The sequence below is a fragment of the Klebsiella sp. CB_Kp196 genome, from assembly GCF_040061575.1.
Classification (GTDB): Bacteria; Pseudomonadota; Gammaproteobacteria; order Enterobacterales; family Enterobacteriaceae; genus Klebsiella; species Klebsiella michiganensis.
Map to the genome: position 1 here is coordinate 1 of NZ_JBEAFH010000009.1, position 18,362 is coordinate 18,362.

The 18,362-nt window shown below is 54.1% G+C and carries 13 protein-coding genes and 2 pseudogenes; 9 read left to right on the plus strand and 6 right to left on the minus strand.

Features of this window, described 5'->3' with window-relative positions; genetic code table 11:
• Positions 1-92: 92 nt before the first annotated feature.
• A pseudogene (locus ABLU87_RS04125) lies at positions 93-293 on the plus strand (helix-turn-helix domain-containing protein); the annotation flags it as partial.
• Here ABLU87_RS04125 and ABLU87_RS04130 read toward each other — a convergent pair.
• Positions 294-1,445: a site-specific integrase gene (locus tag ABLU87_RS04130; protein ID WP_348866080.1), complete on the minus strand. Its 1,152-nt coding sequence runs from the start codon at positions 1,443-1,445 to the stop codon at positions 294-296.
• 275 nt (positions 1,446-1,720) lie between these two features.
• Positions 1,721-1,855 (minus strand): annotated as a pseudogene (locus ABLU87_RS04135) (integrase); the annotation flags it as partial.
• Between the two features lie 333 nt (positions 1,856-2,188).
• On the opposite strand from ABLU87_RS04135, the gene ABLU87_RS04140 reads away from it, so the two are divergent.
• Positions 2,189-2,803, plus strand: coding sequence for an FMN-binding negative transcriptional regulator (locus tag ABLU87_RS04140; RefSeq protein ID WP_122117610.1), 615 nt, complete (start codon positions 2,189-2,191; stop codon positions 2,801-2,803).
• Between the two features lie 223 nt (positions 2,804-3,026).
• Here ABLU87_RS04140 and ABLU87_RS04145 read toward each other — a convergent pair whose 3' ends face one another.
• The 3 genes from ABLU87_RS04145 to ABLU87_RS04155 all read right to left on the minus strand — a co-directional run bounded on the left by ABLU87_RS04145 (position 3,027) and on the right by ABLU87_RS04155 (position 6,567).
• Entirely contained in the window at positions 3,027-5,003 is a 1,977-nt protein-coding gene (locus ABLU87_RS04145; RefSeq protein WP_025107118.1) for a glycoside hydrolase family 28 protein, read from the minus strand.
• A gap of 184 nt (positions 5,004-5,187) precedes the next feature.
• Complete coding sequence (locus ABLU87_RS04150) at positions 5,188-6,015, minus strand: MBL fold metallo-hydrolase (protein WP_122117609.1); 828 nt, start codon at positions 6,013-6,015, stop codon at positions 5,188-5,190.
• 9 nt (positions 6,016-6,024) lie between these two features.
• Entirely contained in the window at positions 6,025-6,567 is a 543-nt protein-coding gene (locus ABLU87_RS04155) for a sugar ABC transporter (RefSeq protein WP_122117608.1), read from the minus strand.
• A 137-nt stretch (positions 6,568-6,704) separates the two neighbouring features.
• Here ABLU87_RS04155 and ABLU87_RS04160 point away from each other — a divergent pair, with 137 nt between their 5' ends.
• The gene (locus ABLU87_RS04160; protein WP_122117607.1) at positions 6,705-7,580 is read left to right on the plus strand and encodes a LysR substrate-binding domain-containing protein; all 876 of its coding nucleotides are present in this window, start codon (positions 6,705-6,707) and stop codon (positions 7,578-7,580) included.
• Between the two features lie 37 nt (positions 7,581-7,617).
• Here the strand turns inward: ABLU87_RS04160 and ABLU87_RS04165 are convergent, their stop codons facing one another.
• Positions 7,618-8,484 (minus strand): GNAT family N-acetyltransferase, encoded by an 867-nt coding sequence (locus ABLU87_RS04165; RefSeq protein WP_025107114.1) that lies wholly within the window; start codon positions 8,482-8,484, stop codon positions 7,618-7,620.
• A gap of 352 nt (positions 8,485-8,836) precedes the next feature.
• Between ABLU87_RS04165 and cadC the strand changes: the two genes are divergently transcribed.
• The 6 genes from cadC (at position 8,837) to ABLU87_RS04195 (ending at position 18,260) form a co-directional block, all read left to right on the plus strand.
• A complete protein-coding gene (cadC, locus tag ABLU87_RS04170; RefSeq protein ID WP_213811267.1) occupies positions 8,837-10,369 on the plus strand; it encodes a lysine decarboxylation/transport transcriptional activator CadC in 1,533 nt (510 codons plus the stop codon).
• A 364-nt stretch (positions 10,370-10,733) separates the two neighbouring features.
• Positions 10,734-12,071, plus strand: coding sequence for a cadaverine/lysine antiporter (gene cadB, locus ABLU87_RS04175; RefSeq protein WP_004848490.1), 1,338 nt, complete (start codon positions 10,734-10,736; stop codon positions 12,069-12,071).
• Positions 12,072-12,152: 81 nt separating this feature from the next.
• Positions 12,153-14,300: a lysine decarboxylase CadA gene (cadA, locus tag ABLU87_RS04180; RefSeq protein ID WP_009652676.1), complete on the plus strand. Its 2,148-nt coding sequence runs from the start codon at positions 12,153-12,155 to the stop codon at positions 14,298-14,300.
• 59 nt (positions 14,301-14,359) lie between these two features.
• On the plus strand, positions 14,360-15,835 hold the full coding sequence (gene dtpD, locus ABLU87_RS04185; RefSeq protein WP_025107112.1) for a dipeptide permease DtpD: 1,476 nt from the start codon (positions 14,360-14,362) through the stop codon (positions 15,833-15,835).
• 341 nt (positions 15,836-16,176) lie between these two features.
• Positions 16,177-17,694: a lysine--tRNA ligase gene (gene lysS, locus ABLU87_RS04190; protein ID WP_004848495.1), complete on the plus strand. Its 1,518-nt coding sequence runs from the start codon at positions 16,177-16,179 to the stop codon at positions 17,692-17,694.
• Positions 17,695-17,846: 152 nt separating this feature from the next.
• Positions 17,847-18,260, plus strand: a complete 414-nt coding sequence (locus ABLU87_RS04195) for a hypothetical protein (protein ID WP_014228246.1) — start codon at positions 17,847-17,849, stop codon at positions 18,258-18,260.
• Positions 18,261-18,362: the final 102 nt, after the last annotated feature.

The window sequence follows — 18,362 nt, forward strand, 5'->3', positions numbered from 1 at the left end:
AGTACTGGATTGATAATAACTGATAATCAAACTTGCGGCTGTCATGGAAATTGATGGCCGCAATGTGTTTACCCCTTCGGTGCGCTCCAGATACCCGCGCCGGTTTAGCAGCGGCAAGGGAGCAGGGGCGTGTCGGCGGGCGCCGGCGGGTGATGACCCTGGAGGTTGTCGAGCGGGCAGAGCGAATGCTGGATAAGGGCGCCACCCGGCAGCAGGTCGCGGACGTGATCGGCGTTGGCGTGAAAACGATGTATAAATATTTCCCCGCCAGCACTATCGGGCGGGGTGTTTGATTAACCGAGAGAAAGTAACTTTTCTTCCCATTGCGATATAATTTCTCGTTTCTCCTTGATGTAGTCGTATCGGTCATAGTGCTTGGCCGATACTCCGGCTCTTTTATGGTTCTGCAACCTGTCGCGCATTTCTGTGCTTACACCCATCGCGCCGGCGAGCGTTTTAAATGTGCGTCGAACGTCTCTCGGCGTGAATTTATTAAATGGTTCCCGTTCGCAGAATTTACGTAATTGCTTGCTGAACTCGGCGGATAAAAGGTGCCCCTCGGCTGTTTCTGCTGGGAAAAGAAACTCCGATTTGGGATAGCGTTTTTCCATCACCTTCAGGATCTGCGTCGCTGAATCACTCAACGGAATGACATGATAATCACCCGTTTTCGATATGTGCGGAGGCACGGTCAACGTTTTTTCTTTCTTATCCCAGTTATCTTTCGTGTTTGTCATGAGCTCCCACGGGCGCTGCCCTGCTGTGTGCAAACAACACAACAGCAGCTGAACGAAATCGGGATGCATTGGGATTGTTTCTGCTGGGCGGGAAAGGACGGCCAGCAGCGTGAATAATTCATCCCATGATAAAAATCGGTCAAGGGCTTTATCTGCTCCGCGCTGCGATGGGACCGCTGCCACAGGGTTGCGATCCAGACCATAAACTGTTTTTTTATCGATGTTTGCTGGGTCATTATCTGCAAACAGGCCAAAGTTAAAAATGGCGTGAAGGTTTGAGCGTACCTTGTTTGCGCCGGCGCGCGCGTCCCTCGCAATAAATTCTGAAAGTATGCGTTTAATATGGTCCGGGGTTACATCTTTAGCTGGCATCTCTGGGGTGACATGCGGGCTTGCAAGAACCTGATTAATTCGGTTTTGTGTTTTGTCGTAAGATCGCTTGCCTCTGGCCTTTTGGTCTGCAATATAATCATCAAACAGCTTTTTAAGTGATGCATGTTCTACCAGGGCTTTAGCTGGATCGGATATGCTGGCCGCAGCGGTTCTGGCTTTCTCGGTTGCATCGGAAAGGGTAAGGGCAGGGAAGTCGCCCAGACCGATAAACTTCTCTTTTCCGCTGACGAAATACCGATAGACGAATGTTTTTCTTCCTGATGGGTAAGTCTTTACACCGAGTCTGCCAGTGCCGCGGGTTGCGGCTGCTTGCATAGGCTGAATTTTTAGGCTTCAGGCCCCTGATTTTGCTGTCTGTTAAAAGAGTGCTAGCCATAGTTTTAAGGTCAGGTTACGGGTCAAGTTGTGGTGAAATGATAAGAGACTGGATGAAATCATTCAACACTATAAACTCTTTTATAAACAACGAAATGAAATTTAATGAAATTGATGGTAATCGAAAGAAATCAAGGATTTTCGCCCTTCTAAGCCGTAGGTCACAGGTTCGAACCCTGTAGGGCGTACCATTTAAAATCAATAAGTTATCAACTTCATCCTCTCGCTGATGTTTTCTCATGGAACACATTTGGGACATCTTCTGCAAAAATCGAGTCAATTTGCCTTGCGTGTTCCGTTAAATGGTTAGGCGCCAGCTGGGCATAACGGCGTACCATTTCGATGCTTTCCCGGTAGATCAAAAAAACACAATAGTCTGGCAAGAGATCAATATGTAGATAATACGAACACAGAATGTGTATATCTATGTAAGATCATTATATTCAATTGGTTAAAAAGGTGTTGATAATTAATATCATTAAAAAAATATAAAAACTTTATACAATTCTAACTAAAACGATAAAAACAACAAAAAATATTACTAACCAGTGCAATAAGGGGAAGCGAAGTGGATGACGTTCCCTGGCGCCAACGCTTTGATACACTAAATCATTGCTTAATAAAAAGGGGTCGTTATCTTTTTCAAAGAAACTACCTGGCGGGTCAACATGATGAGGTAAAAAATGTATACACCTGATGCAATGAAGCTATCAAATAAAAAGCATATTTTTGATTTTATTGACACTTATAGCTTTGGATTAGTCGTTTCACCCACCCTCAACGCCAGCCATTTTCCTTTTATCCTCGATCGTAGTTCTTCATCGCAGGGAATTCTTCTTTCTCATATGGCCCGTGCGAATCCTCTATGGAAAGACTTTGACGGAAAGAGGGTTCTCGCTATATTTCAAGGGCCCCATAGTTACATTTCCCCAACCTGGTATCAAACTTCTCCCGCGGTGCCAACATGGAACTATACCGCCATTCACTGTTATGGCACGGTAAGCCTTGTTCCCGTTGATGAATTGCGCACGATGATGGACTCTTTAGTTCATAAACATGAACCAACCCTTCAGGCGCAGAAAGACGTTATGCCAAAGGCATTTATTGAAGAAAAATTAAAAAATATTATTGGATTCAAAATTGAAATTGAGGAATTTCAGGCCAAAGAAAAGCTGGGGCAGCATCGTTCTCAGGCCGATCAGCGAGGAACGCTGCAGGGGTTAATCAACAGCCAATCTTCAGAGTCCGTTGCGCTGGCTGACTATATGCTTAAGGTGAAGAAAGGCACTGGCGCTTAAAAGCGATACTTCGCTCTATTATTTATGTTGGAGGAAAATACTTACACCTTACGTAATGTATTGAATCAACCATCCCGGAAAAACGTACTCGCGAGCGGCTTGTCGGAAGGATAATGAAATTGAATTTGAGCGCCGCGTTTATCACAAGAAAGCATAGGGAAACGCCGTTTAAATCAGGGGTAAGTTCGGTTAAACCCGGCGCCTTACGCCGCCGGGAACGCCATTACTTCATTGCCCCCTCAAGGATAAGTTTGTCCTTTTCTCCGCGGGTGATGCTCTGCTGATGCAGGCTGTCAGCGAGCGTCACGTCATTGACGGCGAAAAAAGCCCAGGCCTGCGGCGTATTGGCGAACGTCACCTCATCAAACTGACTGTCGTGCAGGAAGGAGATACTGGTCGCTTTGGTGTTACGGAAGCTGACGTTGGAAAAACGCAGATTCTGGTGATAGGCATCGCGAGAATAGGTCAGCCCAAATGATTCTGCCATTTCGGCTACCGTCATGCCGTCAATCAGGATGCTGTGCTTAGCCGAAGTACCATCGACGGTGACGTCCTGCACCTGAACGTCGCGGAACTGAGCGGGCTCGTCGGCAGGGGTCGTATCATTCACGTCGGCGCTGTATTTGATAGTAAAAACGAACGGCTCTTTGGCGATATCTTTCATCGCATTATGGCGAAACAGCACATCCCTTACGCCGCCGCCGTAGTAAGGGCGGCTTTTCATGCGCAGGCCGACATCGGTCATATACATGACGTTATCCTCGGCGCGAACTTTTTCGATCCACGCGCCGGTATGGCTACCGGTCACCACGGCGCCGTGGCCTTTGCGGAAATAGTTATTAAAGATCCACGCCCCGCTTTGCGGCTGTTGATGAAAAGTTTCCGCGCCTTTACCAAACCCGGCGGCGAAATTGACGCAATCATCTCCGGTATCGAAGAAGTTATTGAAGACCAGCGCATTCTGGCTATTGCCGAACTCGACGCCGTCGGCGTTATTGCCGTCAAAGGTCTGGTGGACCAGGCCATTCAGGGTGATATTTTTTGACTCCAGCGCCATTACCCCGTGGAACGCGGGGTTGCGGATTGTCAGCCCGGCAAGATAGAGGTTCTGCACACCGCGCAGGGTCATCAGGCTGGAGCGGCGATTTTTATAGGCGCTATTGCTTTCGATGCCTTCCGCAATAGCCGCTTCGGTCTGATGCTTTGCCAGAATGCCGTCCGCGCTGACTTTTGCCGCACTGCTGGCCCGGTATTGCGGCAGCGCGTTCCCCATTTCGTCGATGATGGTGGCCTCGCCGCCGCTTTTGACGCCCCGGGTCCAGCCGTTGCCGTCAATCGTGCCTTGACCGACGATGCGAATATTGCGAAACGTTCCGGCCGGAGACTCGCCCTTATCGTCCGCTTCCAGCACGTTAATTAATGACGGCGGGCGGCGGGGCTGCGGATGATCGCTGTAGGGATAGAGGTAATAGCCTTTTTCCAGCGGATACTGGGCCGGATCGTCCGAACCCAGCAGGGTGGCGCCAGCGGCAATCTCCAGGGTCATATCGCTGTGCAGAAACAGCGCGCCGGTTTTGAATTCGCCGTCGGAAATCACCACCTTGCAGCCCTGAGGATAGTACGAGACCGTACAGCTATCGATCGCCTGCTGCAGCGCCTGGGTATTCAGCGTTGTGCCGTCACCCTTCGCACCAAAGGTTCTGGCTTCGATGATGTGCGGCGTTTTGCTGGTCCGCGCTTTAATCACCGCGCTATCCGGCGACTCTTTGCCATTGGCGTAGACCGCACGCACCGTAAATGCGTATTCCGTATCCGGCTCCAGGTGGGTGACCGTAAAGGTACGCAAGTCGATTGGCTGCTGCCAGCCGTCGCTGGCAATCCGCTGATAGAAGTTATCAATATAGGGTTTGGCCGGTGAAAAATGGTTTTGATTTTCGCGCGCCAGACCCAGCCGCTCGCCCTGACGGTAAATCGCGTAGTCCACCACCTGCTGCGTCTCTGATTCCGGCTTTTCCCAAACCAGCACCAGGCTATTTTCATCGGCAGAAAGCGCGGGAACGAAGACATTCTGCGGCGCGGAGGCGGGCGCATCCTGCTGATTGTCGCGTGGGGCGCCGCTATCATTACAGCCGCCCGCGAGGCCAGCCAGCGCGATAGCCAGCGCCAGCATACTGCGTGAAGGTCCAAAGGTATTGCGCATAAATTTCCCTTAATGTCATATTGCTTGTAAAAAACAAAATGCATATTCATTTAAAATAAAATGACATTTTATATTTATGGCAAAAAATAAACGCGAGTCAGTTCAATCTTTCAGCAGGTGAAAAATAAAGCGTTGTTGGATAAGAAAAGGCGGCCAGGGCGTTAACCTCCGGCCCGCTTTCTCTTTACGGCGCGGAATATTGAATACGATAGCCGTGCGAGGTCGGTACGATATGCGCAAATCCCGACCCGCCAAGGTGCATACCGGCAATCAGCAGGTTTTCGCTGACGGCCTGGGCGAGGATCGCTTCCCGCGTCGCTCTGGCCTGCGCGGGATCGCAATCAAAAGCAACGGCGGCGGCGGGTCGTGCGGTCTGAATATGCGGAAAATGGACGATGTCGCCCCAAATCAGCAGGCTTTGCGCCGCGGCGTCGATGCGAAACCCGCTATGGCCTGGCGTGTGCCCGGGTAGCCATAGCGGGCGGATACCCGCGACGGCCTCGCGCTCATCCAGAAAAACGAGGCTGCGGGAATAGGCGTCCAGGGCGCGGCGGGCGAGCGTGAAGTTGCGCTGCCCCCGCGCATTGGCCCGGTTTAGCATGGCGTCGTCCTGCCAGTACTCGGCTTCCAGAGGGTGCAGATAAAGACGGGCGTGGCGATAGCGCGGCGCGCCGTTGGCATCCAGCAGGCCGCCGATATGATCCGGGTGAGCGTGGGTCAGCAGGACAGTATCCACGTCGTCTGGCGCACTCCCCGCCGCTCGCAGACTGGTTTCCAGCACGCCGCCTCCCGTACCCGCGTCGACCAGAATCGTTCTTCCCCGACCGCGAATAAGATAGCCACTAATGTCGATATTGCCGGGGTCAATGACGCCCGCGCTGCGCTGAATGTCTGCGGCATCGTCGATATTAATACCGGACAGCAGCGCCAGGCCAGCGGCCATGCTGCCGTCGCTGAGGAGCGTCACCTGAAAATCGCCAATCTGGCGGGAGAGAAAAGCGGGTTTGTGCATATCAACCTCTTAGCGTGATGGGGGCTGTATTTCAGTCGGGCTTTGCAACTGACCGGCCATGGGCTCATACATCGAGACGTTTTCCCGTCCCGCCAGCAGCATGGCTTCCCGGCGCGGCAGAATGTACGCCACGCGCTGCGGCGGGTTGTTATCCAGCCCGGCGGCCGAAAGTTTTGTCGGCGGATATCCCAGTTCCGACTCAACAACGTCCAGCGGCTCGGGGCTCAGTAGCAAAACATCCCCCTCAGCGACGGCAGGAAAGACGCCGCCGTAGCGATACAGGTTTCGCCGCCAGTCGCGAATATGCGCCTGCCAGCGGGAAAAGCTGCCGCCGCCTTTCTGGCGATACGCTTCACTGGCGAGCGTATCGCCATGCTCGATGGTATGAATAGCAAGATAGACCGGGCAGCCGGAGGAGAGCGCCCTGAAGCGCTGCGAGGCGCGGAATCCGCTGACGGACACCAGCGCAGGCAGCTTGTCCTCGCTGTAAAACCTGTTCCAGCCGGCTTCGCTTTGCGGGTCGGCGTAGCTGCACTCAACGATATATAACACGGGCTGCCCTCTGCATGATGGAATGATGTTATTGACGTTTGATCATGCTACGTTGGGCACTAAGCGCTATAAAACGATATTATTTCACCACTCAATGACATTTCGTCATTGATAAACCTTCAGCAGAGGCGGCGTTCGTGCGAAAAAAACTCCCCAGCAGTACCTCGCTGCAGGCCTTTGAGGCTGCCGCCAGGCACGGTAACTTTGCCCGCGCGGCGGAAGAGCTGTCGCTTACCGAAGGCGCGATCAGCCGGCAAATCGCCCGCCTGGAATCGCTGTTAAACTGCAAGCTGTTTGAGCGGACGGGAAGCCGGGTGCGGCTGAACCCCAACGGCGCGCGCTATGCGCACCATGTCCGCGAGACGCTGGAGCGTCTTGAGCGAGATACGCAGTATCTGATGGGGGCTGCGGACGGCAGCCGAAGCCTGGAAATCGCCGCGCCGCCGACCTTTGCCAGCCGCTGGCTCATTCCCCGACTGGGGGATTTTCAGCGCCGGAATCCGGATATCACGCTGAATATCGCGGTCAGAACCGACCCGTTTATCCTCACCGGCAGCGGTTTTGACGCGGCGGTTCATTTCGAGCATCCCGCATGGGCAGGAATGCGCTTGCGGTTTCTGTTTGAAGAGAGACTGGTGCCGGTATGCCACGCCGGGCTACTTACGAGAGAAGATCTCGCCAGCCAGCTGAACGCGCTGCCGCGTATTCATCGACGGCAGAATCCTGACGCCTGGCAGCGCTATGCTGAAGAGTGCGGGATCGCGCTGGATAATCCGGCGCGGGGCGTGCGCTACGATCTGCATGAGATGGCGATAGCCGCCGCGCTGGCCGGGCAGGGCGTTGCGCTGGTACCGCACGTGTACGTTGAAAAAGCGCTCGAAAACGGGACGCTGGCTGCGCCCTGGCCGCAGGCCCGCAGCCTGAGCAAGCGCTTTTGCCTGGTGAGGCCGCTGGAAAACGGCGTCAACGAATCGGCGCTACAGGCGTTTGAACAGTGGTTATTGGCGCAATAAGGCCCGGTCGCGGGCCGTAGACGCGTTAAGCGCAGCCTCAGGCGTGGGATAAAAGCGGGAACATCAGCTTATTCTCTTTGAAGATATTTTCTTTTTGTCCGTAGATAAACAGAATATCTTCGCCTTCGATTTTCTCATACTCGCCGGTCCGATTCTCTTTGGGGGTAAAGCCGAGGATAGCCTGGTACGTATTTTCATCGGCGAGCTCGTTAATAATGGCCGACAGGGAGCGTCCGCTGTCGCAGAAAATATCAAAACAGATCAGCGCCGGACCGTTTTGCATCGCAATCGCGATGGCCTGGTTTTTGTCGGAATAATAGACGAAGTGCTTCATAAAGGCGGAGCAGTAGAACATCAATAAACCGAAGTTATCCTGTACCCGCAGCTGTGAAAACGGATTCGATTTTTGATAGTACCGCTGTAATCGCGCAACCTCTTCCGGCTGGTCCATATCGAGCTTGCGGAAGTCGCCCGCTGCCGGTACTACCGGCATAATATATTGATGTTCGGCGGTGCGCTCGAAGCCAAATTTCGGATAAAAATCAACGGTTGTCGGGTTAGCAAACAGGAAAAAGGCGTCGGCCTTATCCTGCCAGTCCGTCAGAATCTCCCTGACGAGCTGCCCGGCCAGGCCCTTATCACGATGATCGATATCGGTCATCACGGTGCCGATTTGAATATAGCGGCGGGGTTCGCCCTGCCAGATCAGATCGATAATATTGGCGGAGGCGTTAGCAATCACTTTATTGTTGCTCACCAGGGCGTAGGGAATATAGGCGTCGGTCCAGTACCCTTTGCGGTACCACTCTTTAAAGGAGAGATCGAAGGTTTTAATCGCCAGGTCAATGAAGCTATTTCTTAACACGTCATTGTGCACAATTTGCTTATCTAATTTGTAGTTCATCGTCGACATTCCTTACGCTGCGGGTGAGGCACTGTTTTCGGCCATCTGTTCGGCGGTCCGATCTCTGTCGGGCGAGCTAAAAATAGCATATCCCCACGGATGGGCGACGATTGTCGCGCCTAAGCTTTGCTCAGGTCACACATTCGGGGAAAATAGGGCTAAAAATGGCGCGCTTTCGTCGCCCCAGGGAACATCGCCCTCAGGCAAAAGACGCCTTTAGCAAATGAAAGTTTGCCAGTCATCAAAAACGAAGAGGAATATATTGCGTTCATGGTCATGACCCCTACCATTAATAGGTAGGGTAAATGTGGTATCATCGCGCCTTTCCCTTTTCGTCCTGGGGCTCTTTTTTATGCAACAACCTGTTGTTCGCGTTGGAGAATGGCTGGTTACTCCCTCTGTTAACCAAATTAGCCGCAAGGGGCGTCAGCTAACTCTCGAACCGCGCTTAATCGATCTTCTGGTTTTCTTTGCCCGTCATCCCGGCGAAGTACTCAGTCGGGATGAGCTCATCGATAATGTCTGGACCCGCAACGTTGTCACCAGCCACGTCGTCACGCAAAGCGTTTCCGAGCTACGTAAGTCGCTGAAAGATGGCGACGATGGCAGCCTTGAATATATCGCTACCGTACCCAAACGCGGCTATAAGCTGACGGTGCCGGTGATCTGGTGTACCGAAGAGGGGGAGGAGCCGACGCCGGTTATCCCCGCAGAAACGCAGACGGTCGGGTTTGACGCGCCGTTGACCTCCCCACAGCCCGATGCGGCTGCGCCAGACAGCACAGCGGTGGCGAAGCCGGAAAAACGCAAGCGGCTGACCACGATTATCGTCTGGGGTCTGTTCCTGCTGGCCCTCGCGAGCTGCGTGGCGCTGGTGGCCCTGTCAACCCTGCAGTCGCGCCCGCCGGTCACGAAAACCCGGCTGCTGCTTAACCCGCGTGATGTCGATATTCACCTGCTCAGCGGCAACACCTGCAACAACTGGTCATCGCAGCACTCCTTTGCCATCGGTCTGGGGAGCCTGATTACCACCTCGCTGAACACCTTCTCCACCTTTATGGTGCACGACAAAACCAACTACAACATCAATGAGCCGAGCAGTTCCGGTAAAACCCTGACCATTGAGTTCGTCAACCAGCGGCACTATCGCGCACAGCAGTGCTTCATGTCGGTTAAGGTGGTGGATAACGCCGACGGCTCGACCATGATGGATAAGCGTTACTTTGTCACCAGCGACAATCAGCTTTCGATTCAGAACGACCTGCTGAGCAGCCTCTCTGAGGCGCTGAAGCAGCCGTGGCCGGCGCGGATGCAGGAGATGTTAAAGCAGTATCAGCCGTCGCAAAGTATCGCGCTTACCCATTTCTATCAGGCGCATCAGCTATTAATGAACGGAGACGTTGATTCGCTGGGCAAAGCCAGTAGCCTGCTTGCCGACGTGAATAAGCAGTCGCCGGACTTTACCTATGCGTGGGCGGAAAAGGCGCTGGTTGACGTATTGCGCCATTCTCAGCAGCCGCTGGATGAGAAACAGCTCGCCGATCTGTACAGCGAAATAACCCGGGTGGGTAATATGCCGGGGATTAAAGATATGGCAATATTTTATCAGATTAAAACGGTGGATATGCTGGGCAAAGGAAAAGTGGATGAAGCCTATGACGCGATTAATGCCGGGATTGATCTGGAAATGTCGTGGATGAATTACGTGCTGCTGGGCAAAGTCTACGAAATGAAAGGGCAGAATCGGGAAGCTGCCGATGCCTACCTGACGGCGTTTAATTTACGCCCGGGTGAGAATACATTTTACTGGATTGAAAACGCCGTATTCCAGACCTCCGTGACCCGCGTGGTTCCGTATCTCGATAACTTCCTCGCTTCAGAATAAGTAAACCCTCATCATGGTCATGGTTTTGGTCGTGGTGAGGTTAAAATTATGTTTCTCATGAGCCACAAGGTTGTTATGTTTTATAACCAATCTGGTCCCGCACGCAACACTTTTTCAACACGAAGTTGACCTCATAACCCAATGAAAAATATCTGAATTTACCTTTTCCTGATATCAATATGTCATCCTGATATGTTGCGCGAAAAAGGTCAAAATATCATTTGTCTGATGTTTGCAGTTATTTCACTTTATCTTTAGGACTTATCTCGTACTAATCCGTAATCTTGTTGGCAGTTGGTCGGGTCAATAAAAGGTTCATCATCATGATCTGTACCTCCCAAATAAACTTAGGAGAAAAGCAAACATGAGTTCTGCCAAGAAGATCGGGCTATTTGCCTGTACCGGCGTAGTCGCCGGTAATATGATGGGGAGCGGTATTGCATTATTACCTGCAAACCTCGCTAGCATCGGTGGTATTGCCATCTGGGGTTGGGTGATTTCTATTATTGGCGCGATGTCTCTGGCTTATGTTTATGCCCGGCTGGCGACCAAGAATCCGCAGCAGGGTGGCCCAATTGCCTATGCCGGTGAAATATCCCCAGCGTTCGGTTTCCAGACCGGCGTGCTTTATTATCACGCCAACTGGATCGGTAACCTGGCAATCGGTATTACCGCCGTCTCTTATTTATCAACATTCTTCCCAATTTTAAATAACCCGGTGCCGGCAGGTATTGCCTGTATCGCCATCGTATGGATATTCACCTTCGTGAATATGCTCGGCGGGACCTGGGTGAGCCGCCTGACAACAATTGGCCTGGTACTGGTACTTATTCCGGTGGTCATGACCGCGGTGGTCGGCTGGCACTGGTTTGATGCCGCAACCTATCAGGCAAACTGGAACACTTCCAGCACCACTGACAGCCACGCGGTAATCAAAAGTATCCTGCTCTGCCTGTGGGCCTTTGTCGGGGTAGAATCTGCCGCCGTGAGTACCGGGATGGTGAAAAACCCGAAACGCACCGTGCCGCTGGCTACCATGCTGGGCACCGCGATGGCCGGTATCGTCTACATCGCCGCGACCCAGGTGATTGCGGGTATGTATCCTGCCTCTCAGATGGCCGCATCCGGTGCGCCGTTTGCAGTGAGCGCCTCCACCATTCTCGGCGGCTGGGCTGCGCCGATGGTTTCCGCCTTCACCGCCTTTGCCTGCCTGACTTCGCTGGGTTCGTGGATGATGCTGGTGGGTCAGGCCGGCGTACGTGCCGCCAATGACGGTAACTTCCCGAAAGTGTATGGCGAACTCGACAGCAACGGTATTCCGAAAAAAGGCCTGCTGCTGGCCGCGGTGAAAATGACCGCGCTGATGGTGCTGATTACCCTGATGAACTCTACCGGCGGCAAAGCGTCTGACCTGTTCGGTGAGCTGACCGGTATCGCGGTACTGCTGACCATGCTGCCTTACTTCTACTCCTGCGTTGACCTGATTCGCTTCGAAGGCATCAATGTACGCAACTTCGTCAGCCTGATTTGCTCCGTACTCGGCTGCGCGTTCTGCTTCATCGCCCTGATGGGGGCAAGCTCCTTCGAACTGGCCGGTACCTTTATCGTCAGCCTGATTATCCTGATGTTCTACGGTCGCAAAATGCACCAGCGCCAGAACAACGACAACTCCGCTGATAGCAGCACCGCCAGCGCGCATTAATCAGCAACCCTATTCCTGAGGCTCCTTCCATCACCTGTCACGACGTGGCGGGAGGGGCTTTCTTTATCTGGAGATTTGACTATGAACGTTATCGCAATCATGAATCACATGGGTGTCTACTTCAAAGAAGAACCCATCCGTGAACTGCATCGCGCCCTCGAACGCCTGGACTTCCGTATTGTCTACCCGAACGACCGTGAAGACTTATTAAAACTTATCGAAAACAATGCGCGTCTGTGCGGCGTGATCTTCGACTGGGATAAATACAATCTCGAACTGTGCGAAGACATCAGCAAAATGAACGAATACATGCCGCTGTACGCCTTTGCGAACACTTACTCAACGCTGGACGTGAGCCTCAACGATCTGCGGATGCAGGTTCGCTTCTTCGAATATGCGCTGGGCGCAGCGGAAGATATTGCCAACAAAATCAAACAGAATACCGACGAGTATATCGACACCATTCTGCCGCCGCTGACCAAAGCGCTGTTTAAATACGTGCGTGAAGGCAAATACACCTTCTGTACCCCAGGCCATATGGGCGGTACCGCGTTCCAGAAAAGCCCGGTCGGCAGCATCTTCTACGATTTCTTTGGTTCCAATACCATGAAATCCGATATCTCGATTTCGGTTTCTGAACTCGGTTCTCTGCTGGACCACAGCGGCCCGCACAAAGAAGCGGAAGAGTACATCGCCCGCGTCTTCAACGCGGAACGCAGCTACATGGTGACCAACGGGACCTCTACCGCCAACAAAATTGTCGGCATGTATTCCGCCCCGGCCGGTAGCACCGTGCTGATTGACCGTAACTGCCATAAATCGCTGACCCATCTGATGATGATGAGCGACATTACGCCAATCTACTTCCGCCCGACCCGCAACGCCTACGGTATCCTCGGCGGTATCCCGCAGAGCGAATTCCAGCATGCGACCATCGCGAAGCGCGTGAAAGAAACCCCGAACGCGACCTGGCCGGTGCACGCGGTTATCACCAACTCCACCTATGACGGTCTGCTGTACAACACGGACTACATCAAGAAAACCCTGGATGTGAAATCCATCCACTTTGACTCCGCGTGGGTGCCTTACACCAACTTCTCGCCGATTTATGAAGGCAAATGCGGGATGAGCGGCGGCCGCGTCGAAGGGAAAGTGATTTACGAAACCCAGTCCACGCACAAACTGCTGGCGGCGTTCTCTCAGGCCTCGATGATTCACGTTAAAGGCGACGTGAACGAAGAAACCTTTAACGAAGCCTACATGATGCACACCACCACTTCTCCGCATTACGGCGTGGTGGCCTCGACGGAAACCGCGGCGGCGATGATGAAAGGCAACGCCGGTAAGCGCCTGATTGACGGCTCTATCGAACGTTCAATCAAGTTCCGTAAAGAGATTAAACGTCTGAAAGGCGAGTCCGACGGCTGGTTCTTCGACGTCTGGCAGCCGGAACATATCGATGGTCCTGAATGCTGGCCGCTGCGCTCCGACAGCGCGTGGCACGGTTTCAAAAACATCGATAACGAGCACATGTATCTCGACCCGATTAAAGTCACGCTGCTGACTCCGGGGATGAAGAAAGACGGCACCATGGATGAGTTCGGTATTCCGGCGAGCATCGTGGCGAAGTATCTCGACGAGCACGGTATCGTGGTCGAAAAAACCGGTCCGTACAACCTGCTGTTCCTGTTCAGTATCGGTATCGACAAAACCAAAGCGCTGAGCCTGCTGCGTGCGCTGACCGATTTCAAACGCGCGTTCGACCTGAACCTGCGGGTGAAAAACATGCTGCCGTCGCTGTATCGTGAAGATCCGGAATTCTACGAAAACATGCGCGTTCAGGAACTGGCGCAGAACATTCACAAACTGATTGAGCACCACAACCTGCCGGACCTGATGTTCCGCGCGTTCGAAGTGCTGCCGACCATGATGATCACGCCGTACGCCGCGTTCCAGAAAGAGCTGCACGGTCAGACCGAAGAGGTGTATCTCGAAGAGATGGTGGGCCGCGTCAACGCCAATATGATCCTGCCGTATCCTCCGGGAGTGCCGCTGGTCATGCCGGGTGAAATGATCACCGAAGAGAGCCGTCCGGTGCTGGAATTCCTGCAGATGCTCTGCGAAATCGGCGCCCACTATCCGGGCTTCGAAACCGATATCCACGGCGCCTATCGTCAGGCGGATGGTCGTTACACCGTTAAAGTGCTGAAAGAAGAAAATAACAAATAATCGATGCACAACAGGGAAGTGGCTTGCCACTTCCCTTTTTCACGCTGCAAGGAGAACACATGAAAACACCCTCACAGCCGCGCGCGATTTATTACATCGTTGCGATCCAAATCTGGGAATATTTCAGCTTTTACGGCATGCGTGCCTTACTCATCCTCTACCTCACCCATCAGCTCGGCTTTGATGACAGCCACGCTATCAGCCTGTTCAGCGCTTACGCTTCCCTCGTGTACGTCACTCCTATTCTCGGCGGCTGGCTTGCCGACCGCCTGCTCGGCAACCGCACGGCGGTGATTGCCGGCGCGCTGTTAATGACGCTTGGCCACGTGGTGCTGGGCGTGGAATCCGATTCCACCTGGAGCCTGTACCTCGCGCTGGCGATCATTATCTGCGGCTACGGCCTGTTCAAATCCAACATCAGCTGCCTGCTGGGCGAGCTCTATGCCGTTGACGACCCTCGCCGCGACGGCGGTTTTTCGCTGCTGTACGCCGCCGGTAACGTCGGCTCCATCGCCGCGCCTATCGCCTGTGGGCTGGCGGCGCAGTGGTACGGCTGGCATATCGGCTTTGCGCTGGCGGGAATCGGCATGTTTGTCGGCCTGATGATTTTCCTCAGCGGTAGCCGCTACTTCCGCCACGCGCGCGGCGTCGATAAACAGGCGCTGCGGGCGGTAAAGTTTGTGCTGCCGACCTGGGGCTGGCTGGTGGTGATGCTCTGCGTTGCGCCGGTGTTTTTCACGCTGCTGCTGGAGAATAACTGGTCCGGCTATCTGCTGGCGATCGTGTGCGTGTTCGCCGCCCAGATGGTGGCGCGCATTATGGTCAAATCGCCGGAGCATCGCCGCGCGCTGTGGCAAATCGTTCTGCTGATGCTGACCGGGACTCTGTTCTGGGTTCTGGCGCAGCAGGGCGGGAGTTCGATCAGCCTGTTCATCGACCACTTTGTTAACCGTCATCTGCTGAATATTGAGGTGCCGACCGCGCTGTTCCAGTCGGTTAACGCCGTGGCGGTGATGGCGGCTGGCGTCGTGCTGGCGTGGCTGATGCGGCCGGAAGGCGCGACCCGCTCGGCGCTGCGCGTGTGGCTGAAGTTCGCCTTTGGCCTGGTGCTGATGGGCTGCGGCTTTATGCTGCTGGCGCTTAATGCGCGCCACGGCGCGGCGGAAGGGCAGGCATCAATGGGCATGATGGTGGCCGGCCTGGCGCTGATGGGCTTTGCCGAACTGTTTATCGACCCGGTAGCGATGGCGCAGATCACCCGCCTCAATATGCCCGGCGTCACTGGGGTGCTGACCGGGATTTATATGCTGGCGACCGGCGCGGTAGCCAACTGGCTGGCGGGAGTGGTGGCGCAGCAGACCACCGAGTCGCAGATCAGCGATACGGCGATTGCCGCGTATCAGCACTTCTTTGCCCAGATGGGCGAATGGACGCTGGGCTGCGTGGCGGTGATTGTCGTCGTCGCCTTCGCCGCCGCGTTTAGCGTCGGCAAACGCCGCGCGGCCGCCGGTGAACTTCCCGGCGGCGGCGCCTAGCCTCGTCTGGCGACAGGTCCGGCTTACCGGGGCTACAAAATCGTGCTGCCTGGTAGCCCGGCTAAGGCGTTGACGCCGCGAGCCGGGGATCGGTAACCCCAACAGTGGAGCGACAAGCCGCTCCTTGCACCGTTTACTGAACAGGAGGAGGATATTCTGGCAGGCGCGGAAGCCGAAGATAAAAAACTGTTACTGAAGCGATGGCTGAGCGAAATCAGCCGGAATTGAAGCCAGGCTCCTTAAGATTGTTCTTTGGCGTCGACGCCGGAACAGGCCGCGCTGGAGAGTGACCTGGTTCAATTATCGAAGCAAGTTTGCAAGCAGGGTTATGAGGAACCAACATGTCTGAACAACAAGCACAAGGTGCCGATGAGGCAATTGACCTTAATAATGAACTGAAAACCCGTCGTGAAAAACTGGCCGCGCTGCGTGAGCAGGGCGTGGCGTTCCCGAACGATTTTCGCCGTGACCACACTTCTGACCAGCTCCATGCGGAATTTGATGGTAAGGAAAACGACGAGCTCACCTCTCTGAACGTCGAGGTCGCCGTGGCTGGCCGCATGATGACCCGCCGGATTATGGGGAAAGCCTCTTTCGTCACCTTACAGGACGTCGGCGGCCGCATTCAGCTGTACGTCGCGCGCGACGATCTGGCGGAAGGCGTCTACAACGAACAGTTTAAGAAATGGGATCTTGGCGACATCATCGCCGCCCGCGGTAAGCTGTTTAAAACCCAGACCGGCGAACTCTCCATTCACTGCACCGAGCTGCGCCTGCTGACCAAGGCATTGCGCCCGCTGCCGGACAAGTTTCACGGCCTGCAGGATCAGGAGGCGCGCTATCGTCAGCGCTATCTGGATCTGATCTCCAACGAAGAGTCGCGCCACACCTTCAAGGTGCGTTCGCAGATCCTCGCCACCATGCGTCAGTTCATGGTCGCGCGCGGCTTTATGGAAGTCGAGACTCCGATGATGCAGGTGATCCCCGGCGGCGCCTCCGCGCGTCCGTTTATCACCCATCACAATGCGCTCGATCTGGATATGTATCTGCGCATCGCGCCGGAGCTGTATCTGAAACGGCTGGTGGTCGGCGGCTTCGAACGGGTGTTCGAAATCAACCGTAACTTCCGTAACGAAGGCATCTCCGTGCGCCACAACCCTGAGTTCACCATGATGGAACTCTATATGGCGTATGCGGATTACAAAGATCTGATCGAACTGACCGAATCTCTGTTCCGCACGCTGGCGCAGACCGTGCTGGGGAAAACCGAAGTCCCGTACGGCGACCAGGTGTTCGACTTCGGCAAGCCGTTTGAAAAACTGACCATGCGTGAAGCGATCAAGAAATACCGTCCGGAAACCGAGATGGCGGATCTGGATAACTTCGAGGCGGCAAAAGCGCTGGCGGAATCCATCGGTATTCACGTTGAGAAGAGCTGGGGGCTGGGGCGTATCGTCACCGAGATTTTCGACGAAGTGGCGGAAGCCCATCTGATCCAGCCAACCTTTATCACCGAGTATCCGGCGGAGGTTTCGCCGCTGGCGCGCCGTAACGACGTGAACCCGGAAATCACCGATCGCTTCGAGTTCTTTATCGGCGGGCGTGAAATCGGCAACGGCTTTAGCGAGCTGAACGACGCGGAAGACCAGGCCCAGCGTTTCCAGGATCAGGTCAACGCCAAAGCGGCGGGGGATGATGAAGCGATGTTCTACGACGAAGACTACGTCACCGCGCTGGAGTATGGCCTGCCGCCGACGGCCGGTCTGGGCATCGGTATCGACCGCATGGTGATGCTGTTTACCAACAGCCATACCATTCGCGACGTGATTCTGTTCCCGGCAATGCGTCCGCAGAAGTAAATCCCGCTAAAACCAGGTCCCCTCGTTTCCCTGAACCGGGGGGCCTTTATTTCGACGTGTTTAATTCCGACGAGTAATAATTGCGAATCAGCTTACTCCGGACACCTTATGTGCTATAACAGCGCGCATAAAAAACATAAGGTGTTAATTAAATGAAAAAAATAAAATTAATTGTTGGTGGCGTGATCTGTGCAAGTTATTTATTTACGTCAGTGTTATCAATGGCAAGTGATAATATCAACAACCATACCGTTCATTTTGATAAAGGCAGCAACGGCACGATAATAAAAAGCACCGTGACCGGTGACGGTGTTAACGACTATACGCTGGAGGCGAAAGCCGGCCAGATGATGCATATCAATATGAACAGCCAGCGGCCGCATCCTTATTTCAATGTTATCGCTCCTGATAATAATTCGATTTTTAACGGTTCTCTGAGCGGTGATACCTTTGAGCAACGTCTGATGAGCAGCGGTAAATATACGGTGCGGGTTTATCAGATGGGCGGCGCGCGCGATGAAAGGAAAACCAGCGCTTACGCGCTGACGTTTAAAATTACCGACTAATATTTGGCGGCTGTCTATTCAGGCTGTCCCGGAGGCGGCGCGCTGCGCCTGTCCGGGCTACCGGCCCGCAGACGGCGGGGAACCCGTAGCCCGGTCAGCGCA